12 protein-coding genes and 1 tRNA gene are annotated in these 17,463 nt (G+C 67.0%); all 13 read right to left on the reverse strand.

Going from position 1 to position 17,463, the window contains the following annotated elements:
- Positions 1 to 23: 23 nt before the first annotated feature.
- Positions 24 to 2,348: an ATP-binding protein gene (locus tag U1F38_RS14985; protein WP_409987872.1), complete on the reverse strand. Its 2,325-nt coding sequence runs from the start codon at positions 2,346 to 2,348 to the stop codon at positions 24 to 26.
- A complete protein-coding gene (locus U1F38_RS14990; RefSeq protein WP_409987873.1) occupies positions 2,345 to 2,926 on the reverse strand; it encodes a DUF4390 domain-containing protein in 582 nt (193 codons plus the stop codon). Before U1F38_RS14990 ends, U1F38_RS14985 begins: the two co-directional genes overlap by 4 nt.
- A 19-nt stretch (positions 2,927 to 2,945) precedes the next feature.
- Positions 2,946 to 4,304, reverse strand: a complete 1,359-nt coding sequence (gene rsmB, locus U1F38_RS14995) for a 16S rRNA (cytosine(967)-C(5))-methyltransferase RsmB (RefSeq protein WP_409987874.1) — start codon at positions 4,302 to 4,304, stop codon at positions 2,946 to 2,948.
- 139 nt (positions 4,305 to 4,443) lie between these two features.
- Entirely contained in the window at positions 4,444 to 5,007 is a 564-nt protein-coding gene (locus tag U1F38_RS15000) for a hypothetical protein (protein WP_409987875.1), read from the reverse strand.
- A 73-nt stretch (positions 5,008 to 5,080) separates the two neighbouring features.
- Positions 5,081 to 9,316, reverse strand: coding sequence for a DNA-directed RNA polymerase subunit beta' (gene rpoC / locus U1F38_RS15005; protein ID WP_409987876.1), 4,236 nt, complete (start codon positions 9,314 to 9,316; stop codon positions 5,081 to 5,083).
- A 20-nt stretch (positions 9,317 to 9,336) separates the two neighbouring features.
- On the reverse strand, positions 9,337 to 13,449 hold the full coding sequence (rpoB, locus tag U1F38_RS15010) for a DNA-directed RNA polymerase subunit beta (RefSeq protein ID WP_409987877.1): 4,113 nt from the start codon (positions 13,447 to 13,449) through the stop codon (positions 9,337 to 9,339).
- A 364-nt stretch (positions 13,450 to 13,813) separates the two neighbouring features.
- A complete protein-coding gene (gene rplL / locus U1F38_RS15015) occupies positions 13,814 to 14,194 on the reverse strand; it encodes a 50S ribosomal protein L7/L12 (RefSeq protein WP_409987878.1) in 381 nt (126 codons plus the stop codon).
- A 47-nt stretch (positions 14,195 to 14,241) separates the two neighbouring features.
- Positions 14,242 to 14,748 carry a 50S ribosomal protein L10 gene (gene rplJ / locus U1F38_RS15020; protein WP_409987879.1) on the reverse strand — a complete coding sequence of 169 codons (507 nt, stop codon included), beginning with the start codon at positions 14,746 to 14,748 and terminating at the stop codon, positions 14,242 to 14,244.
- A 258-nt stretch (positions 14,749 to 15,006) separates the two neighbouring features.
- A complete protein-coding gene (gene rplA / locus U1F38_RS15025; RefSeq protein WP_409987880.1) occupies positions 15,007 to 15,702 on the reverse strand; it encodes a 50S ribosomal protein L1 in 696 nt (231 codons plus the stop codon).
- The gene (gene rplK, locus U1F38_RS15030) at positions 15,703 to 16,134 is read right to left on the reverse strand and encodes a 50S ribosomal protein L11 (protein WP_409987881.1); all 432 of its coding nucleotides are present in this window, start codon (positions 16,132 to 16,134) and stop codon (positions 15,703 to 15,705) included.
- A 117-nt stretch (positions 16,135 to 16,251) separates the two neighbouring features.
- Positions 16,252 to 16,812 carry a transcription termination/antitermination protein NusG gene (nusG, locus tag U1F38_RS15035; RefSeq protein WP_409987886.1) on the reverse strand — a complete coding sequence of 187 codons (561 nt, stop codon included), beginning with the start codon at positions 16,810 to 16,812 and terminating at the stop codon, positions 16,252 to 16,254.
- Between the two features lie 20 nt (positions 16,813 to 16,832).
- Complete coding sequence (gene secE, locus U1F38_RS15040) at positions 16,833 to 17,216, reverse strand: preprotein translocase subunit SecE (RefSeq protein ID WP_409987882.1); 384 nt, start codon at positions 17,214 to 17,216, stop codon at positions 16,833 to 16,835.
- 112 nt (positions 17,217 to 17,328) lie between these two features.
- Positions 17,329 to 17,404 (reverse strand) — tRNA-Trp (locus U1F38_RS15045).
- Between the last annotated feature and the right edge of the window lie 59 nt (positions 17,405 to 17,463).

Here is a 17,463-nt window from a genome sequence, read left to right on the forward strand (position 1 = left end):
GTAAGCATGTTTCCTTCGTGATGTCAGCCGCTTGCAGCGTGTGCCCGATGGGCGGCCTGCGCCGCCGGCTCAAATGTCAATGATACTTGCGCGCCGGTGACCTGCCCATCGTGGATGCGATTGGACACATCCACGCGCGCGCCGTGCTCCTCGGCAATTTTCTTGACCACCGCCAAGCCCAGTCCGGTGCCCTTGGCCTTGGTGGTGACGTAGGGCTCGAAGGCACGCTTGAGGATGGCCTCGGGAAAGCCATGGCCGTGATCGATGACGGACAGGCGCACGCGCTGCGTGGCCTCGACCCACTGCGTGCGGATGAGCACCCCAGCACCGTCGCCGCCGGCCGGTGGTCTGTCGACCCCGCTGGAGGCGTCCAGCGCATTTTGCACCAGGTTGTGGATGACCTGGCGCAGTTGCTGAGCATCGCCCAGGATGGGCGGGCAGGCGTCGTCGCGCTCGAAGCGCAGCGGCACGGCGTTCTCGTGCGCCGTGCCGTCGGCGGCCGTCCCGTACAGATGCAGCACGTCGGCCACCAGGGCATTCAAGTCCATGCGCGCCAGTTGCGCGGCCGGCAAACGGGCGTAGTCCCGAAATTCGTTGACCAGGCGCTTCATGGCGTCGACCTGCTCGACGATGGTGCGCACCGACTTGACCAGCAGCGCGCGGTCGGCCTCGGGCAGCTTGTCGGCCAGCCGGCGCTCCAGCCGCTCGGCCGACAGCTGGATGGGCGTAAGCGGGTTCTTGATCTCGTGCGCCAGGCGCCGTGCCACCTCGCCCCAGGCCTGGGTGCGCTGCGCGGAGACGATCTCGGAAATGTCGTCGAACACCAGCAGGTGCAACCCCCCCGGCAGGCTCGCGCCGCGGGCCACCAGCGAGACGGCGTCGGCATTGGCGCCCTCGGTGGCGCCGTGCAGCTCGAACGCCTGCTGCCAGTGGTCGGGCCCGTGCTCGGCCAGGGCCTGCTCGAAGGCGCTGAACTGCTGTTGCACGTCGCGCGCGAAGCCTTCGAGCTTGGGCTGCGACGCCAGTGGCTGGCCGACCACCGCCGCCAGCGGCGCACGCAGGATGCGGGTGGCGCCGGGGTTGGCCGATTGCACCACGCCGGCGTGGTCGAGCACGATGACGCCGGCCGTCAGGTTGTCCAGGATGGTTTGCAGGTTGGCGCGCGCGGTGTCGACCGCGCGCATGCTGGTGTCCACCGCCGCGCGGGCGTCGGCCAATTGCCGGGTCATGTCGGCAAACGAGCGCGTAAGGCCGACCAGCTCATCGCGCCCGGGCAGGATAACCTTGGGCCGCAAGTCGCCGGCCGCCACCTGGCGCACGCCGTCGGCCAGCATGAGCAGGGGCGCGGCCAGTTGCTGGCCCAGCAGGACCGCCAGCAGCACGGCGCCAAAGACGGCCAGAAACAGCGCCAGCGTGAGCGTGCCGATGTACATGCGCCGCAGGCCCTGGCGGCCCAAGGCGCGCTCCTGGTATTCGCGGTTGGCCTCCTGCACGGCCAGCGCGTTTTCAACCAGGGTGGTGGGCAGCGGCTGCACGGCCTCGAGCAGGCGCGTCTCGTCGGCCAGGCCCAGCGAGCGACCGCCGACCACCGCCAGGGCACGAATGCGCGCCGTCGGCGGCGCGGCGCCGGGCACGGGCGAGGCCAGGTCGTCGATGCCTTCGATCTGCGTGGCCACGCCCAGCGCGCGGGCGTTGCGCAGCAGTTGCGCCGAGGGGCGCACCGGCGAAAACTCGAAGCGCGACACGCCGGCACTGGCCAGCAGGCGCCCCGAGCTGTTCCACAGGTTGGCGTCGGTGGCGCCAATTTGCGTGCGCAGCCGCTCCAGCGGCAAGGCCGCGGCGCCGTCGGGCACGTCGGCCAGTTGGGCGGTGGCACTGCGCAACTGGTTGCCGAACTCGCGCGCCTGCGTCTCCAGCGAGGTGCGCGCCAGCGTCAGGCCCGACTCCAGCGCACCCTCGACCCGCACGTCGAACCAGGTTTCGATGGAGCGTGAGACGAACTGGTAGGACACCACGTAGATCAGCAGGCCCGGCAGCACGCCCACCAGGCCGAAGATGGCCGCCAGCTTGATCAACAGCCGGCTGCCGAACTTGCCGCGCCGCAGGCGCGACAGCAGCCGATAGACGCCCCACAGAATGACCAGCGCCAGCACGGCGGCGGCCGCGATATTGACCCACAGCAGGCGGGTGTAGTAGCGCTCGTAGAGCAGGCGGTTGTTGGTGGCCTGCACCAGCAGGAAGATCAGCACCACGCCGCCCAGCAGCATCACGGCGGCGGCCACGCGCAGCGACCAGCGGGTGACGGCGCTGCGCCCGGGCAGCGCCAGGTCGTCGGCCGGCGCCGTCACGAGCCGCGCTCCGCGCTGAGCACCTGGCGCCGCTCGAGCTGCAGGTGCCAGTCGGACTGGCGCACCGTCCCGAGCTGAAAGGTGCGCGGCAACTGGCTGGCGTCCAGCCGGAACTGGAATTGCAGGACCTGAACACCGCCGCCGGACAGCTCCGCGGCATTGGCGATCTTCCAGCCGGCAATGCGTTGCACCGCACCCATGACCTCGTCCAGCGAGTCGTACTGCTGCGTCAGGCCCAGGCCGTATTCCGCGCCCACCAGCGGCTCGCTGGAGGTGCTGATGCGCCAGTGGCGCGTGAGCGGCTGATAGGCAATGCGCGTGAAGCGCTGGGCCGACGCCACGGGCTGGTCGAACCAGTACCAGCGCTCGCGCAGCACGCGGGCTTCGGCCACGAAGTAGATCGGAATGCCCTTGAGCAACGCGTCCTGCACCGAGGGCGCCAGCTCGAAACTCAGTTGTGCGTAGAGAAAAAGCCCTTCATCACCGCGTTCGACCCGCAACTCGTCCACGCCAGGCGCGGCAGCCTGCGCCAGGCCCGCCAGGCCCAGCGCGGCGCTCGACAACAGCCCGCCCAGCATTCGGCGCCGGATGGCGCTGTCAGGCGGGCGACTTTTGCAGCAGGGCATAGAAGAAGCCATCGTCATCACAGGCCCCATTGTCACCAACGCGGCCGCCCAGACCGTCGCGCCCGGGCAACAAATGCCCCGGTGCGGGGCAGCGCAGCACGTCGCTGTTGCGTGCGGCAAACGCCTCGATGCGTTCGGCGCCCTCCTGGCGAAACACCGAGCAGGTGCAATACAGCAGGCGCCCGCCCGGGGCCAGCAGCGGCCACAGCGCGTGCAGCAGGCGGTCCTGCTCGGCAGCCAGCTGGGCGATGTCGCTCGCACGGCGCAGCCAGCGCACGTCGGGGTGGCGGCGCACGATGCCCGACGCGCTGCACGGCGCGTCCAGCAGGATGGCGTCGTAGTGCGCGCCGTCCCACCAGGCGCCCACGTCACCGGCATCGGCCACGCGCACCTCGGCGCTCAGGTCCAGACGGGCGAGGTTGTCGGAGATGCGCTGGCTGCGCTCGGCATTGAGCTCGAGTGCCGTGACACGGGCTTGCGGCGCGCATTCGAGCAGGTGCGCGGTCTTGCCGCCCGGCGCGGCGCAGGCGTCGAGCACGCGCAGGGGCGTCGCCGGCAGGCCTTCCAGCAGCAGGGGGGCGGCGCGCTGCGCCGTCGCCGACTGCACCGACACCAGCCCCTGCGCAAGGCCCGGCAGCTCGCGCACGGGTCGCGGGCGCGCCAGGCGCACGGCGGCCGCGCCCAGCGGCGTGGCGGCGATCTGGTGCCGGGCCAGCAACTCGCAGTACGCCGCCACCGAGCCACGCCGGAGGTTGACGCGCAAATCCATCGGCGCGGGCAACTGGTCGGCGTCCAGGATGGCGGCCCAGTCATCCGGATAGTCGCCCTGCAGGCGGCTGATCCACCACGCGGGGTGATTCCAGCGGGCCACCGCGTCGCCCGCCACCGCCGCCAGGCAGGAATCGGCCTCGCGCCGAAACCGGCGCAGGCAGGCATTGACAAAGGCGGCCTGGCGCCGCGTATCGGCCTGGCGCTTGGCGGCCTCGACGGCCTGGTCGACCACGGTGAAGGCGTTGTAGGACACCTCGCCCTCGGCCAGCAACAGCGCCAGCGCGGTGCACAGCAGCGCATCGACGGCGGGCGCGGGCCGGCGCGATGCCAACTGGCGGCGCACAGCCTGCGCCGTGCCCAGCCGCCGCAACACCGCAAAGCCCAGCGCTTGCGCGCCGCCGCGCAGCGCCGGGGGTACGGCCTCAAGCAGGCGGGTCAGCGACTGGCCGGCCTGCACGGCCTCGACCAGGCGCGCCACGGCCTGAATCAGCTGCCACAGCGGCGGTGCGCGCGCGGGCTCGTCGGCCAGCGCACGCCCTTGCGGCGCGCTCAATGACACGCCCTCCGCGCTGCGCGCTGCGGGATTCGCGCCTGGGAGCGGCCCGGCGCGCCTGGATCGACCGCCAACCCGGCGACCGGGCTCGCCACCGCGGCGCTCAGCTCGTGCTTCAAACAACAGGGGGTTGACACAGGGGGTCTCATGGCCGGTCATCCTCGGCCGGTATCAGCACCTGCCCGGGACGAAAGCCGCACAAGCGCGCCATCACCATGGCCGGAAACTGCGTGGCCGCGGCGTTGTAGGCGCGCACGGCTTCATTGAAGGCCGCCGTCAAGGGCAGTTCCTGGTGGCGCAAGCGGTCCCACTGAGCCTGCAAGGCAGGCCCGGCCTCGGCGGGCGCCACGGCGACCCATGCCGCCTGCAGGGCCGCCTGGGCTTGCGCCAGGCTGCGCACCGCGCGGGCACTCACGGGCTGGCTGCGCACGGGCGCCAGGGCCAGGGCCAGCTGGTCGCCGGCGGCACCCAGGCGCGCCCAGGCTTGCGTCTGGGACTCGTCCAGGGTGCTTGCGGGGGCATCGGGCGATGGATCGGCCGGTGGCAGCACGCTCTTGACCCACGCCAGGCGCTCGCGCAGCAGCGGCTCCAGCGCGGCAAAGGCCGTGCCCACGGCAGCACGCAGGCGCACCAGCCGGTTGTAGGCGCCAATGGCCCAGAAAAACACCAGGGCCAGCACCAGCACAAGGGACCAAAGACTTTGGGACATCCGCAAAATCAAAGAAAAAACGCCCTGGCACGCCCGTGGGGCGCGCGCAGGGCGCTATGGTTTCAAGAGTGTCTCAATCCGCGGCGGCACCGCCGTCCGGCACCGATGGCGCGGCATGCGACGCGTCCTCGGTGGCCTCGGCCAGCTCGGCCGCCTCGGCCTCGGCAATGGCGCGGCGCTCGACCTCGTCCATCTGGTCCTTGGCCTTGCGCGCCTGGTGATAGGCCAGGCCCGTGCCGGCCGGGATCAGGCGCCCGACGATGACGTTCTCTTTCAGGCCACGCAGCTCGTCGCGCTTGCCCATGATGGCGGCCTCGGTCAGCACGCGCGTGGTCTCCTGGAAAGACGCGGCGCTGATGAAGCTGTCGGTGGACAGGCTGGCCTTGGTGATGCCCAGCAGCAGGTTGCTGTAGGTGGCGGGCAGCTTGCCTGCCTCGCGCAGCGCGTCGTTGGTGTCCAGCATCTCGCTGCGCTCGACCTGCTCGCCGGCGATGTAGCTGGACTCGCCCGGGTTTTCGACCACGACGCGGCGCAGCATCTGGCGCACGATGACCTCGATGTGCTTGTCGTTGATCTTCACGCCCTGCAGGCGATAGACGTCCTGCACCTCATCGACGATGTAGCGCGCGAGTTCTTCCATGCCCAGCAGGCGCAGGATGTCCTGCGGGTCGGCCGGACCGTCGACGATGGACTCGCCCTTGTTGACCACCTGGCCTTCGTGCACCAGCAGGTTCTTCTCCTTGGGGATCAGCTCTTCCCACACCTTGCCGTCCGGGTCGGTGATCTGCAGGCGAATCTTGCCCTTGGTCTCCTTGCCGAACGAGATGGTGCCGGTCTGCTCGGCCAGCACGCCCTTGTCCTTGGGGCTGCGCGCCTCGAACAGCTCGGCCACGCGCGGCAGGCCGCCCGTGATGTCGCGCGTCTTCTGGCCTTCGACCGGAATGCGCGCCAGCACCTCGCCGGGGCCCACGTCCTGGCCGTCGCGCACCTGGATCAGCGCGCCGACCTGGAAGCCGATCGTCACCGAGTGGTCGGTGCCGGGGATCTTGACCTCGTTGCCGGCGGCGTCCGCCAGCTTGACCTGCGGGCGCACGATCTTGGCCGAGCCGCGGCGCTTGGGATCGATCACCACCAGGGTGGACAGGCCCGTGACCTCGTCCACCTGCTTGGCCACCGTCAGGCCTTCCTCGACGTTCTCGAACTTGATGCGGCCGGCGTACTCGGTGATCACCGGGCGCGTCAGCGGGTCCCAGTTGGCCAGGATGGTGCCGGCCTTGATGGCCTGGTCGGCCTTCACGGTCAGCGTGGCGCCGTAGGGCACCTTGTGGCGCTCGCGCTCGCGGCCGTGCTCGTCGTGGATGGTGATCTCGCCCGAGCGCGAGATGACCACCAGCTCGCCGCGCGTGTTGGTGACGTAGCGCATGGTGGCGTTGAAGCCGATCGTGCCGTTGGACTTGGCCTCGACGTTGGACGCCACGGCGGCACGCGACGCGGCGCCGCCGATGTGGAAGGTGCGCATGGTCAGCTGCGTGCCGGGCTCGCCGATCGACTGGGCGGCAATCACGCCCACGGCCTCGCCGGTGTTGACCAGGCCGCCGCGGCCCAGGTCACGCCCATAGCACTTGGCGCACAGGCCGAAGCGCGTGGCGCAGGTCAGCGCGGTGCGCACGCGCACCTCGTCGATGCCCGCGGCCTCCAGCTCGTCGATGGCGTCCTCGTCCAGCATGTTGCCGGCCTGGACCACCACCGCCCGCGTCTCGGGATCGATCACGTCCTCGGCCGCGGTGCGGCCCAGGATGCGCTCGCGCAGCGACTCGATCACCTCGCCGCCCTCGACCACCGCACGCATCAGCGCGCCGTCGCTGGTGCCGCAGTCCACCTCGGTCACGACCAGGTCCTGCGTCACGTCCACCAGGCGGCGCGTGAGGTAGCCCGAGTTGGCGGTCTTCAGCGCCGTGTCGGCCAGGCCCTTGCGGGCGCCGTGCGTGGAGATGAAGTACTGCAACACGTTCAGGCCTTCACGGAAGTTGGCCGTGATCGGCGTCTCGATGATGGAGCCGTCGGGCTTGGCCATCAGGCCGCGCATGCCGGCCAACTGGCGGATCTGCGCCGCGCTGCCGCGCGCGCCGGAGTCGGCCATCATGTAGATGGAGTTGAAGGACTCCTGATCGACTTCCTTGCCATGGCGGTCCGTGGTCTTTTGCTTGGCCAGCTGGGCCATCATGACCTTGGAAACCTCGTCGCCGGCCTTGCCCCAGATGTCCACCACCTTGTTGTAGCGCTCGCCGGCGGTGACCAGGCCCGAGACGTACTGCTGCTCGATCTCCTTCACTTCCTTTTCGGCGCGGTCGATGATGGCGGGCTTTTCCAGCGGCACCAGCATGTCCTCGATGGCAATCGAGATGCCGGCGCGCGTGGCCAGGCGGAAGCCGTTTTGCAGCAGCTTGTCGGCAAACACCACGGTGTCCTTCAGGCCGCATTTGCGGAAGGACGCATTGATCAGGCGCGAGATTTCCTTCTTCTTGAGCGCCTTGTTCATCAGCGCGAAGGGCAGGCCCTTGGGCAGGATCTCGGACAGCAGGGCGCGGCCCACGGTGGTGTCCACCAGCGAGGTCGATGCCACCAGCTCGCCGCTGGCCTTGTCCTTGGTCCACTCGGTCATGCGCACGGTGACCTTGGCCGTCAGCTCGACCACGCCGCCGTCCAGCGCGCGCTGCACTTCGCCGACGTCGGAGAAGATCAGGCCCTCGCCCTTGCCGTTGATGCGCTCGCGCGTGGTGTAGTACAGGCCCAGCACCACGTCCTGCGAGGGCACGATGGAGGGCTCTCCGCTCGCCGGGAACAGCACGTTGTTGGAGGCCAGCATCAGCGTGCGTGCTTCCATCTGCGCCTCGACCGACAGCGGCACGTGCACGGCCATCTGGTCGCCGTCGAAGTCGGCGTTGAAAGCCGCGCACACCAGCGGGTGCAGCTGGATGGCCTTGCCCTCGATCAGGATCGGCTCGAAGGCCTGGATGCCCAGGCGGTGCAGCGTGGGAGCGCGGTTGAGCATCACCGGATGCTCCTTGATGACCTCTTCCAGGATGTCCCACACCACGGGCGTGCCCGATTCGACCTCTTTCTTGGCGGCCTTGATGGTGGTGGCGATGCCCATGGTCTCCAGGCGCGCGAAGATGAAGGGCTTGAACAGCTCCAGCGCCATCAGCTTGGGCAGGCCGCACTGGTGCAGCTTGAGCGTGGGGCCCACGGTGATGACCGAGCGACCCGAGTAGTCCACGCGCTTGCCCAGCAGGTTCTGGCGGAAGCGCCCGCTCTTGCCCTTGATCATGTCGGCCAGGGACTTGAGCGCGCGCTTGTTGGCGCCGGTCATCGCCTTGCCGCGGCGGCCGTTGTCCAGCAGGCTGTCCACGGCCTCCTGCAGCATGCGCTTTTCGTTGCGCGCGATGATTTCCGGGGCCTTCAGCTCCAGCAGGCGGCGCAGGCGCGAGTTGCGGTTGATGACGCGGCGGTACAGGTCGTTCAGGTCGGACGTGGCAAAGCGCCCGCCGTCCAGCGGCACCAGCGGGCGCAGGTCGGGCGGCAGCACGGGCAGCACGTCGAGCACCATCCACTCGGGCTTGATGCCGGACTTCTTGAAGGCTTCGAGCACCTTCAGGCGCTTGGCGTTCTTCTTGACCTTGACCTCCGAGCCCGTCAGGTCGCCACGCAGGCGTTCGATCTCGATGTCCAGGTCGATCCCTTGCAACAGCTCCTTGATACCCTCGGCGCCCATGTGCGCGACGAACTCGTCGCCGTATTCCTTGCGCTTGGCGTCATAGTCGTCCTCGCTCATGATGCCGAACTTCTTCAGCGGCGTCATGCCGGGATCGGTGACCACGTAGGCCTCGAAGTACAGCACGCGCTCGATGTCGCGCAGCGTCATGTCCAGCACCAGGCCCAGGCGGCTGGGCAGCGACTTGAGAAACCAGATGTGGGCGCAGGGGGCGGCCAGGTCGATGTGGCCCATGCGCTCGCGGCGCACCTTGGTCTGGGTCACTTCAACGCCGCACTTTTCGCAGATCACGCCGCGGTGCTTCAGGCGCTTGTACTTGCCGCACAGGCACTCGTAGTCCTTGATCGGGCCAAAAATCTTGGCGCAGAACAGGCCGTCACGCTCGGGCTTGAAGGTGCGGTAGTTGATGGTCTCGGGCTTTTTCACCTCGCCGAAAGACCACGAGCGGATCTTCTCGGGCGACGCGAGGCCGATGCGGATAGCATCGAAATGCTCATCCGGCGTGAATTGCTTGAACAGGTCGAGTAGCGATTTCATGGGAACCTATCCTTCTTGAATTAAGAGCGCTCGAGTTCCATGTCCAGGCCAAGGGAGCGAATCTCCTTGACCAGCACATTGAAAGACTCGGGCATACCGGCATCGATCGAGTGCTCGCCCTTGACGATGGACTCGTACACCTTGGTGCGGCCCTGCACGTCGTCGGACTTGACGGTGAGCATCTCCTGCAGCGTATAGGAGGCGCCATAGGCTTCCAGCGCCCAGACCTCCATCTCGCCGAAGCGCTGGCCGCCGAACTGCGCCTTGCCGCCCAGCGGCTGCTGGGTGACCAGCGAATACGGCCCAGTGGAGCGCGCATGCATCTTGTCGTCCACCAGGTGGTGCAGCTTCAGGAAGTGCATGTAGCCCACCGTGGTGGGGCGCTCGAACGCCTCGCCGGTGCGTCCGTCGTGCAGCCAGGCCTGGGTGCGCGAAGCCGTGAGGCCCTTGAGCTTGGCCACTTCGTCGGGATAGGCCAGCGCCAGCATGGCGTGGATCTCGTCCTCGGAGGCGCCGTCGAACACCGGCGTGGCAAACGGCACGCCGCCAGCCAGGTTGTCGGCCATCTCCAGCAGTTGCTCGTCGCTGATGGACTTGAGGTCCTCGGCGCGGCCGGTGCTGTTGTAGAGCTGCTCCAGGTACGTGCGCAGCTTGGCCACGCGGTTCTCGGCGTGCAGCATCTCGTTGATGCGCTGGCCGATGCCCTTGCCGGCCCAGCCCAGGTGCACCTCGAGCACCTGGCCCACGTTCATGCGCGAGGGCACGCCCAGCGGGTTGAGCACGATGTCGGCGGTGGTGCCGTCGGCCATGTAGGGCATGTCCTCGACCGGAACGATCTTGGAGACCACGCCCTTGTTGCCGTGGCGGCCGGCCATCTTGTCGCCCGGCTGCAGGCGGCGCTTGACGGCCAGGTACACCTTGACCATCTTGAGCACGCCCGCGGGCAGCTCGTCGCCCTGGGTCAGCTTCTTGCGCTTTTCTTCGAACGCCAGATCGAAACTGTGGCGCTGCTGCTCGATGGAGGCCTTGATGCTCTCCAGCTGCGCAGCCACGCCGTCGTCGGCCGGGCGAATGTCGAACCAGTGGTACTTGTCCACCGAGGCCAGATAGGCCTTGTCGATCTTCGCGCCCTTGGCGATCTTGTTGGGGCCGCCGTTGGCGATCTTGCCGCTCAGCAGCTTCTCGATGCGGTCGAACGCGTCGGCCTCGACGATGCGCAGCTGGTCGTTCAGGTCCAGCCGGAAGCGCTTGAGCTCGTCGTCGATGATCTGCTGGGCGCGCTTGTCGCGCTGGATGCCTTCACGCGTGAACACCTGCACGTCGATCACGGTGCCTTGCGAGCCCTGGTCCACGCGCAGCGAGGTGTCCTTCACGTCCGAGGCCTTCTCGCCGAAGATGGCGCGCAACAGCTTTTCTTCGGGCGTCAGCGTGGTCTCGCCCTTGGGCGTGACCTTGCCCACCAGCGTGTCGCCGGGCATGACCTCGGCGCCCACGTAGATGATGCCGGACTCGTCCAGGCGGTTGAGCTGCTGCTCGGCCAGGTTGGGAATGTCGCGCGTGATTTCTTCGGCGCCCAGCTTGGTGTCGCGCGCCATCACCACCAGCTCCTCAATGTGGATGCTGGTGTAGCGATCGTCGGCCACCACCTTCTCGGAGATCAGGATCGAGTCTTCGAAGTTGTAGCCGTTCCAGGGCATGAAGGCGATCAGCATGTTCTGGCCGATGGCGATCTCGCCCAGGTCGGTCGAGGCGCCGTCGGCGATCACGTCGCCCTTGGCCAGCTTGTCGCCGCGCTTGACGATGGGGCGCTGGTGGATGTTGGTGTTCTGGTTGCTGCGCTGATACTTGATCAGGTTGTAGATGTCCACACCCACCTCGCCAGCCACGGCCTCGGCGTCGTTGACGCGAATGACGATGCGGGTGGCGTCCACGTAGTCCACCACCCCGCCCCGGCGCGCCGTCACCACGGTGCCCGAATCGACGGCGGCCACGCGCTCGATGCCCGTGCCGACCAGCGGCTTCTCGGGACGCAGTACCGGAACCGCCTGGCGCGACATGTTGGCGCCCATCAGCGCGCGGTTGGCATCGTCGTGCTCCAGAAAGGGCACGAGCGAGGCAGCGACCGACACGATCTGCGCGGGCGAGACGTCCATGTACTGGATGCGCTCGGCGCCGACCAGCACCGAGTCGCCCTTCTCGCGCGCCGACACCAGATCGCCCGTGAGGCGTCCGTCCTTGTCCAGCGCGGCGTTGGCCTGGGCGATGATGTACTTGCCTTCCTCGATGGCCGACAGGTAGTCGATCTCCATGGTCACCTTGCCGTCCACCACGCGGCGGTACGGGGTTTCGATGAAGCCGTACTCGTTCAGGCGCGCATACAGCGCCAGCGAGTTGATCAGGCCGATGTTCGGGCCTTCGGGCGTCTCGATCGGGCACACGCGGCCGTAGTGCGTGACGTGGACGTCGCGCACTTCGAAGCCCGCGCGCTCGCGCGTCAGGCCGCCCGGGCCGAGGGCCGAGACGCGGCGCTTGTGCGTGATCTCGGCCAGCGGGTTGGTCTGGTCCATGAACTGCGACAGCTGGGAGGCGCCGAAGAACTCCTTCAACGCCGCCGAGATCGGCTTGCTGTTGATCAGGTCGTGAGGCATGAGCGGCTCTTGCTCGGCCTGGCCCAGACGCTCCTTCACGGCCTTCTCGATGCGCGCCAGGCCGGTGCGGTACTGGTTCTCGGCCAGCTCACCCACGCAGCGCACGCGGCGATTGCCCAGGTGGTCGATGTCGTCCACCTCGCCGCGGCCGTTGCGCAGCTCGACCAGGATCTTGACCACGGCCAGGATGTCGTCATTGGACAGCACCATCGGACCGGTGGATTCGTCGCGACCGACCTTGGCGTTGAACTTCATGCGGCCCACGCGCGACAAGTCGTAGGTGTCCGGGTTGTAGAACAGGCGCTGGAACAGGGCCTGCACGGCGTCCTCGGTGGGCGGCTCGCCGGGGCGCATCATGCGGTAGATGGCCACGCGGGCGGCCAGTTCGTCGGCGGTCTCATCGGCGCGCAGCGTCTGCGAGATGTAGGCGCCCTGGTCCAGCTCGTTGGTGAAGATGCAGGGCAGATCCTGCACGCCGGCCTCGCGCAGCTTTTTCAGCAGGGCTTCGGTCAGCTCGTCGTTGGCCTTGGCGACGATCTCGCCGGTGTCGCCATCGACGATGTTCTTGGCCACCACGCGGCCCAGCAGAAAGTCCTCGGGCACGCTGATGTGCGTGGTGCCCGACTGCTCCAGCTCGCGCGTGTGGCGCGCCGTCACGCGCTTGTCCTTGGCGACGATGACCTTGCCCGACTTGTCGGTGATGTCAAAGCGCGCCACCTCGCCCTTCAGGCGCTCGGCGACAAATTCCATCTGCGCGCCGCTGTCCATCAGGCGGAAGTTGTCGTTGACGAAGAAGTTCGCCAGGATGGTTTCGGGCGTGAGGCCGATCGCCTTGAGCAAGATGGTGACCGGCATCTTGCGGCGGCGGTCGACGCGGAAGAATAGGATGTCCTTGGGGTCGAACTCGAAGTCCAGCCAGGAGCCGCGGTAGGGAATGATGCGCGCCGAGAACAGCAGCTTGCCCGAGCTGTGCGTCTTGCCCTTGTCGTGCTCGAAGAACACGCCGGGCGAGCGGTGCAGCTGCGACACGATCACCCGCTCGGTGCCGTTGACGATGAACGAGCCCTTGTCGGTCATCAGGGGCACTTCGCCCATGTAGACCTCCTGCTCCTTCACTTCCTTGACCACCTTGGACTGCGGGGTGGAGGACTCGCGGTCATAGATGATGAGCTGCACGCGCGCGCGCACGGCCGAGGCGAAAGTCAGGCCGCGCGTCTGGCATTCGCGCACGTCAAAGGCCGGCTTGGCCAGGTTGTATTCGAGGAATTTCATTTCCACGAACCCGTTGTGCGAAACGATCGGGAAGGCGGATTCGAACGCGGCTTGCAGGCCCTCGTGGGTGCGCTTCTTGGGCGCGGTGTCGGCCTGCAGGAAGGCGATGTAGGCGTCGCGCTGCATTTGCAGCAGATACGGCACTTGCAGCACGCTGTCACGCGTGCCGAAGCTCTTGCGGATGCGCTTGCGTTCGGTGAAGGTATAGGCCATGAAATCTCCGGGCGATGGACGCTTTGGGTCCTGGATATCAGGCGACTTGAAAAGTCAGGCCCCAAACAGCCTGACAAACGCTTGGTGGCTGGCCACTACCAGCCCATGGCGGACGACCGCGCGTTGCACGCGATCCGAACCAAGTGGTCTTCTGCAGTCGGGTTCAGAAGACACTTGCAAGCAGCGCATGCCGCTGCTTGCAGGTGCGCTCTGAAAGCGCGAAAGGCTGGCCCCAACAGCCAGCCTGTAAATCGAGGATGGAGCGTAGCGAGCGGCGCGAGGCTGGTTCGAGAAGCGCAGCCGTACTGAGGTACGGCGAGCATCGCAGGGCCAGGATCGCGTCGCGCAGTAGCTCCAGACCGATTTACTTGAGCTCGGCCTTGGCGCCGGCGTCTTCCAGCTTTTTCTTGGCCGCCTCGGCGTCCGCCTTGGCGATGCCTTCCTTGACGGCCTTGGGCGCGCCATCGACCAGGTCCTTGGCTTCCTTCAGGCCCAGGCCGGTGATCTCGCGCACCGCCTTGATGACGGACACCTTGTTGGCGCCGGCTTCCAGCAGCATGACGTTGAACTCGGTCTTTTCCTCGGCCGCCGCAGCGCCGCCGCCGGCCGCGCCACCGGCAGCCGGGGCCGCCATCGCCGCGGCGCTCACGCCGAACTTCTCTTCGATGGCTTTCACCAGGTCGTTGAGTTCCATGACCGTCATGCCGTCCAGCGCGGTCAGAAATGCGTCTTTGTCAAATGCCATTTTGATTTTTCCAATTCAGTTAAACAGTTGCGGGCGCGTGCCGGCCATCAGGCCGCCTGCGCCTCGCCTTCGCCCTTCTTGGCCGCCAGAGCGCCCAGCACCACGGCGGTGCGGGAGATCGGCGACATGAGCAAGCCGCAAAGCTGGGCCAACAGCACTTCCTTGCTGGGAATGCTGGCCAGCTGCTTCACGCCATCGGCATCCAGGGCCTTGCCACCGTAAACGCCCGCGCGAATGACCAGCTTGTCGTTGGTCTTCGCGAAATCGGCCACCACTTTGGCGGCGGCCACGGCGTCTTCGGAGAAGCCATAGATCAGCGGGCCGGACATCTGCTCGCTGGCCACTTCGAAACTGCTGCCGGCCACAGCCCGGCGCGCCAGCGTGTTTTTCAACACGCTCAGGGCCACGCCTTGGCTGCGCGCCGAAGTGCGCAGTTTCGTCATGTCAGCGACCGTGACGCCGCGGTATTCCGCCATCACCAGCGTTTGAGCTTTTGCGGCGAGGCCGGTCACTTCTTTGATGACCGCTTCTTTCTCACTGCGATTCAGACTCAAGGTCTACTCCTTAAAAATGCGTTGCTTGCGGCCGGGGCCCTGGGCAACGCGCCTTCCAAAGCGACCAACCGTTTCAGGAACAAATCCTTCGCGGCAGGCTCGCCATCTGCGCTGGCCGCTCTCAAAATGAGAGCCGATTAAGTTCGGCTTGCGCCGACCCGCCAGCGGTCTTGGATGACCTGCGACAACCTTGCAGCCGCCGCAGCCCACCACACCGGCCCGATACCCCTTGCGGAGGCGGCGGGCCGAATTTCTTCATCAGGCGCTGATCGTCTGGGTATCCACCCGCACGCCCACGCCCATGGTGCTGGACACCGCCACCTTGCGCAGGTACACGCCCTTGCTGGTGGCGGGTTTGGCCTTGTTCAGTGCCTCGATCAGCGCCGCCAGGTTGCCCTGCAGCTTGTCGGCCTCGAACGAGCGGCGACCGATGGTGCCGTGCACGATGCCGGCCTTGTCCACGCGAAACTGCACCTGACCGGCCTTGGCGTTCTTCACCGCCGTGGCCACGTCGGGCGTCACGGTGCCCACCTTGGGGTTGGGCATCAGGCCGCGCGGGCCCAGGATCTGGCCCAGCGTGCCGACCACGCGCATGGCGTCGGGGGCGGCAATCACCACGTCGAAGGGCATGTCGCCGGCCTTGACCTGGGCGGCCAGGTCGTCCATGCCCACGATGTCGGCGCCGGCGGCCTTGGCTTCTTCGGCTTTCGCGCCCTGCGCAAACACGGCCACGCGCTTGGTCTTGCCGGTGCCGTTGGGCAGCACCACGGCGCCGCGCACCACCTGGTCGGATTTCTTGGCGTCGATGCCCAGCTGCACCGCCACGTCGATGGACTCATCGAACTTGGCCGTGGCGTGCTCCTTGACGATGGCCAGCGCCTCGGTCAGGGGGTACAGGCGAGTGGAGTCGATCTTGCCCTCTTGGGTCTTTTGCTTCTTGGTCAGCTTGGCCATTTACACGCCCTCCACCGTGACGCCCATGGAGCGGGCGGAACCGGCGATCGTGCGCACGGCGGCGTCCAGATCGGCGGCGGTCATGTCTTTTTGCTTGGTCTTGGCGATCTCTTCGAGCTGCGCGCGCGTGATCTTGCCGACCTTGTCGGTGTTGGGCTTGGCCGAGCCCTTGTCCAGCTTGATGGCCTTCTTGATCAGGGTGGCCGCGGGCGGCGTCTTGATGATGAAGGTGAAGCTCTTGTCGGCAAACGCCGTGATGACCACGGGCAGCGGCAGACCGGGCTCGACACCCTGGGTCTGGGCGTTGAACGCCTTGCAGAACTCCATGATGTTCAGGCCGCGCTGGCCCAGCGCCGGGCCAATGGGTGGGGACGGGTTGGCCTTACCAGCTGGCACTTGCAGCTTGATGAAGCCGACGATTTTCTTCGCCATGCTTTGCTCCTTGCGGGTTCAAACGCGCCACATCGGCGCTCCCCGGGGGTTACGACTCACCAAATGAGCTGCTGGCGCCGAGTCGGCAAGCGCCAGCAACTATCAAATCAATAGCGATCAGGCCTTCTCGACCTGCGCGAACTCCAACTCCACCGGCGTGGCGCGACCAAAAATGGTCACCGACACGCGCAGCTTGCTCTTGTCGTAGTTGACTTCCTCGACCGTGCCGTTGAAGTCGGCGAACGGGCCTTCCTTGACGCGGATGTACTCGCCCACCACGAACTCGACCTTGTGGCGCGGCTTGTCCGTGCCTTCCTGCATCTGGTTGACGATCTTCATCACATCGTCTTCCGAAATGGGAGCCGGGCGGTTCTTGGCGCCGCCCACGAAACCGGTCACCTTGTTGGTGTGCTTGACCAGGTGCCAGGTGTCGTCATCCATCACCATTTCGACCAGCACGTAGCCCGGGAAGAACTTGCGCTCGGTGGTGCGCTTGACGCCGTTCTTGATTTCGACGACTTCCTCGGTCGGCACCAGGATGCGGCCGAACTTGCCCTCCATGCCGGCGCGCTTGACGCGCTCCAGGATGTTGCGCTCCACCGCCTTTTCCATGCCCGAGTAGGCATGCACGACGTACCAGCGCAGGTCGGGATTGGACGACGACGCACCCAAGGCCATGTCATTCACCACGTCGCTCGTCATTGCTTCCACCCCAGAATCAGGTCATACAGCGACCATTGCAGAAACCGGTCGGTGATCCACATGAACAGCGCCAGAAACACCGTGAAGGCAAACACGAAGGCGGTGGTTTGCAGGGTTTCCTTGCGGGTCGGCCACACCACCTTCTGCATCTCGCGCCAGGAGTCGCGGCCGAAGGCGATCAACTGCCGCCCCGACTCGGAGGTGAAAAAGGCAATCACCGCCAACACCAGGGCGCCGATCAGGCCGCCCCACTGGATCAGCGGACCGCGGCCGGACAGCAGGTAAAACGCCGCCAGGCCGCCGAGCACGAGCACGCCGGCCAGCGCCAGCTTGGCCTTGTCAGCTCCCGTGCTCACGGTTTCGATTTGCGTGCTTGCCATGTGGGCTGCCGGTTTCCAATACACAAGAGGCTCAGGAGCCTCGAACTTCATTCACATCTCAATGCGCAAGCCCGCCGAGGGGGCGGGCTTTGCGAAACCACCCGATTTCAGGTGGCAGGGGCAGTAGGAATCGAACCTACAACCTTCGGTTTTGGAGACCGACGCTCTGCCAATTGAGCTATACCCCTTCGGAAACCCCGATCACTCGATGATCTTGGCCACCACACCCGCGCCCACCGTGCGGCCA

This window comes from Ottowia sp., assembly GCF_046348305.1.
Taxonomy (GTDB): domain Bacteria; phylum Pseudomonadota; class Gammaproteobacteria; order Burkholderiales; family Burkholderiaceae_C; genus Ottowia.

Coding starts and splice junctions, on each gene's coding strand:
- U1F38_RS14990 (WP_409987873.1), bottom strand. CDS start 2,926: ATGCTGGGCGGGCTGTTGTCGAGCGCCGCGCTGGGCCTGGCGGGCCTG.
- U1F38_RS15000 (WP_409987875.1), bottom strand. CDS start 5,007: ATGTCCCAAAGTCTTTGGTCCCTTGTGCTGGTGCTGGCCCTGGTGTTT.
- rpoC (WP_409987876.1), bottom strand. CDS start 9,316: ATGAAATCGCTACTCGACCTGTTCAAGCAATTCACGCCGGATGAGCAT.
- rpoB (WP_409987877.1), bottom strand. CDS start 13,449: ATGGCCTATACCTTCACCGAACGCAAGCGCATCCGCAAGAGCTTCGGC.
- rplL (WP_409987878.1), bottom strand. CDS start 14,194: ATGGCATTTGACAAAGACGCATTTCTGACCGCGCTGGACGGCATGACG.
- rplA (WP_409987880.1), bottom strand. CDS start 15,702: ATGGCCAAGCTGACCAAGAAGCAAAAGACCCAAGAGGGCAAGATCGAC.
- rplK (WP_409987881.1), bottom strand. CDS start 16,134: ATGGCGAAGAAAATCGTCGGCTTCATCAAGCTGCAAGTGCCAGCTGGT.
- nusG (WP_409987886.1), bottom strand. CDS start 16,812: ATGGCCTTGGGTGCGTCGTCGTCCAATCCCGACCTGCGCTGGTACGTC.
- secE (WP_409987882.1), bottom strand. CDS start 17,216: ATGGCAAGCACGCAAATCGAAACCGTGAGCACGGGAGCTGACAAGGCC.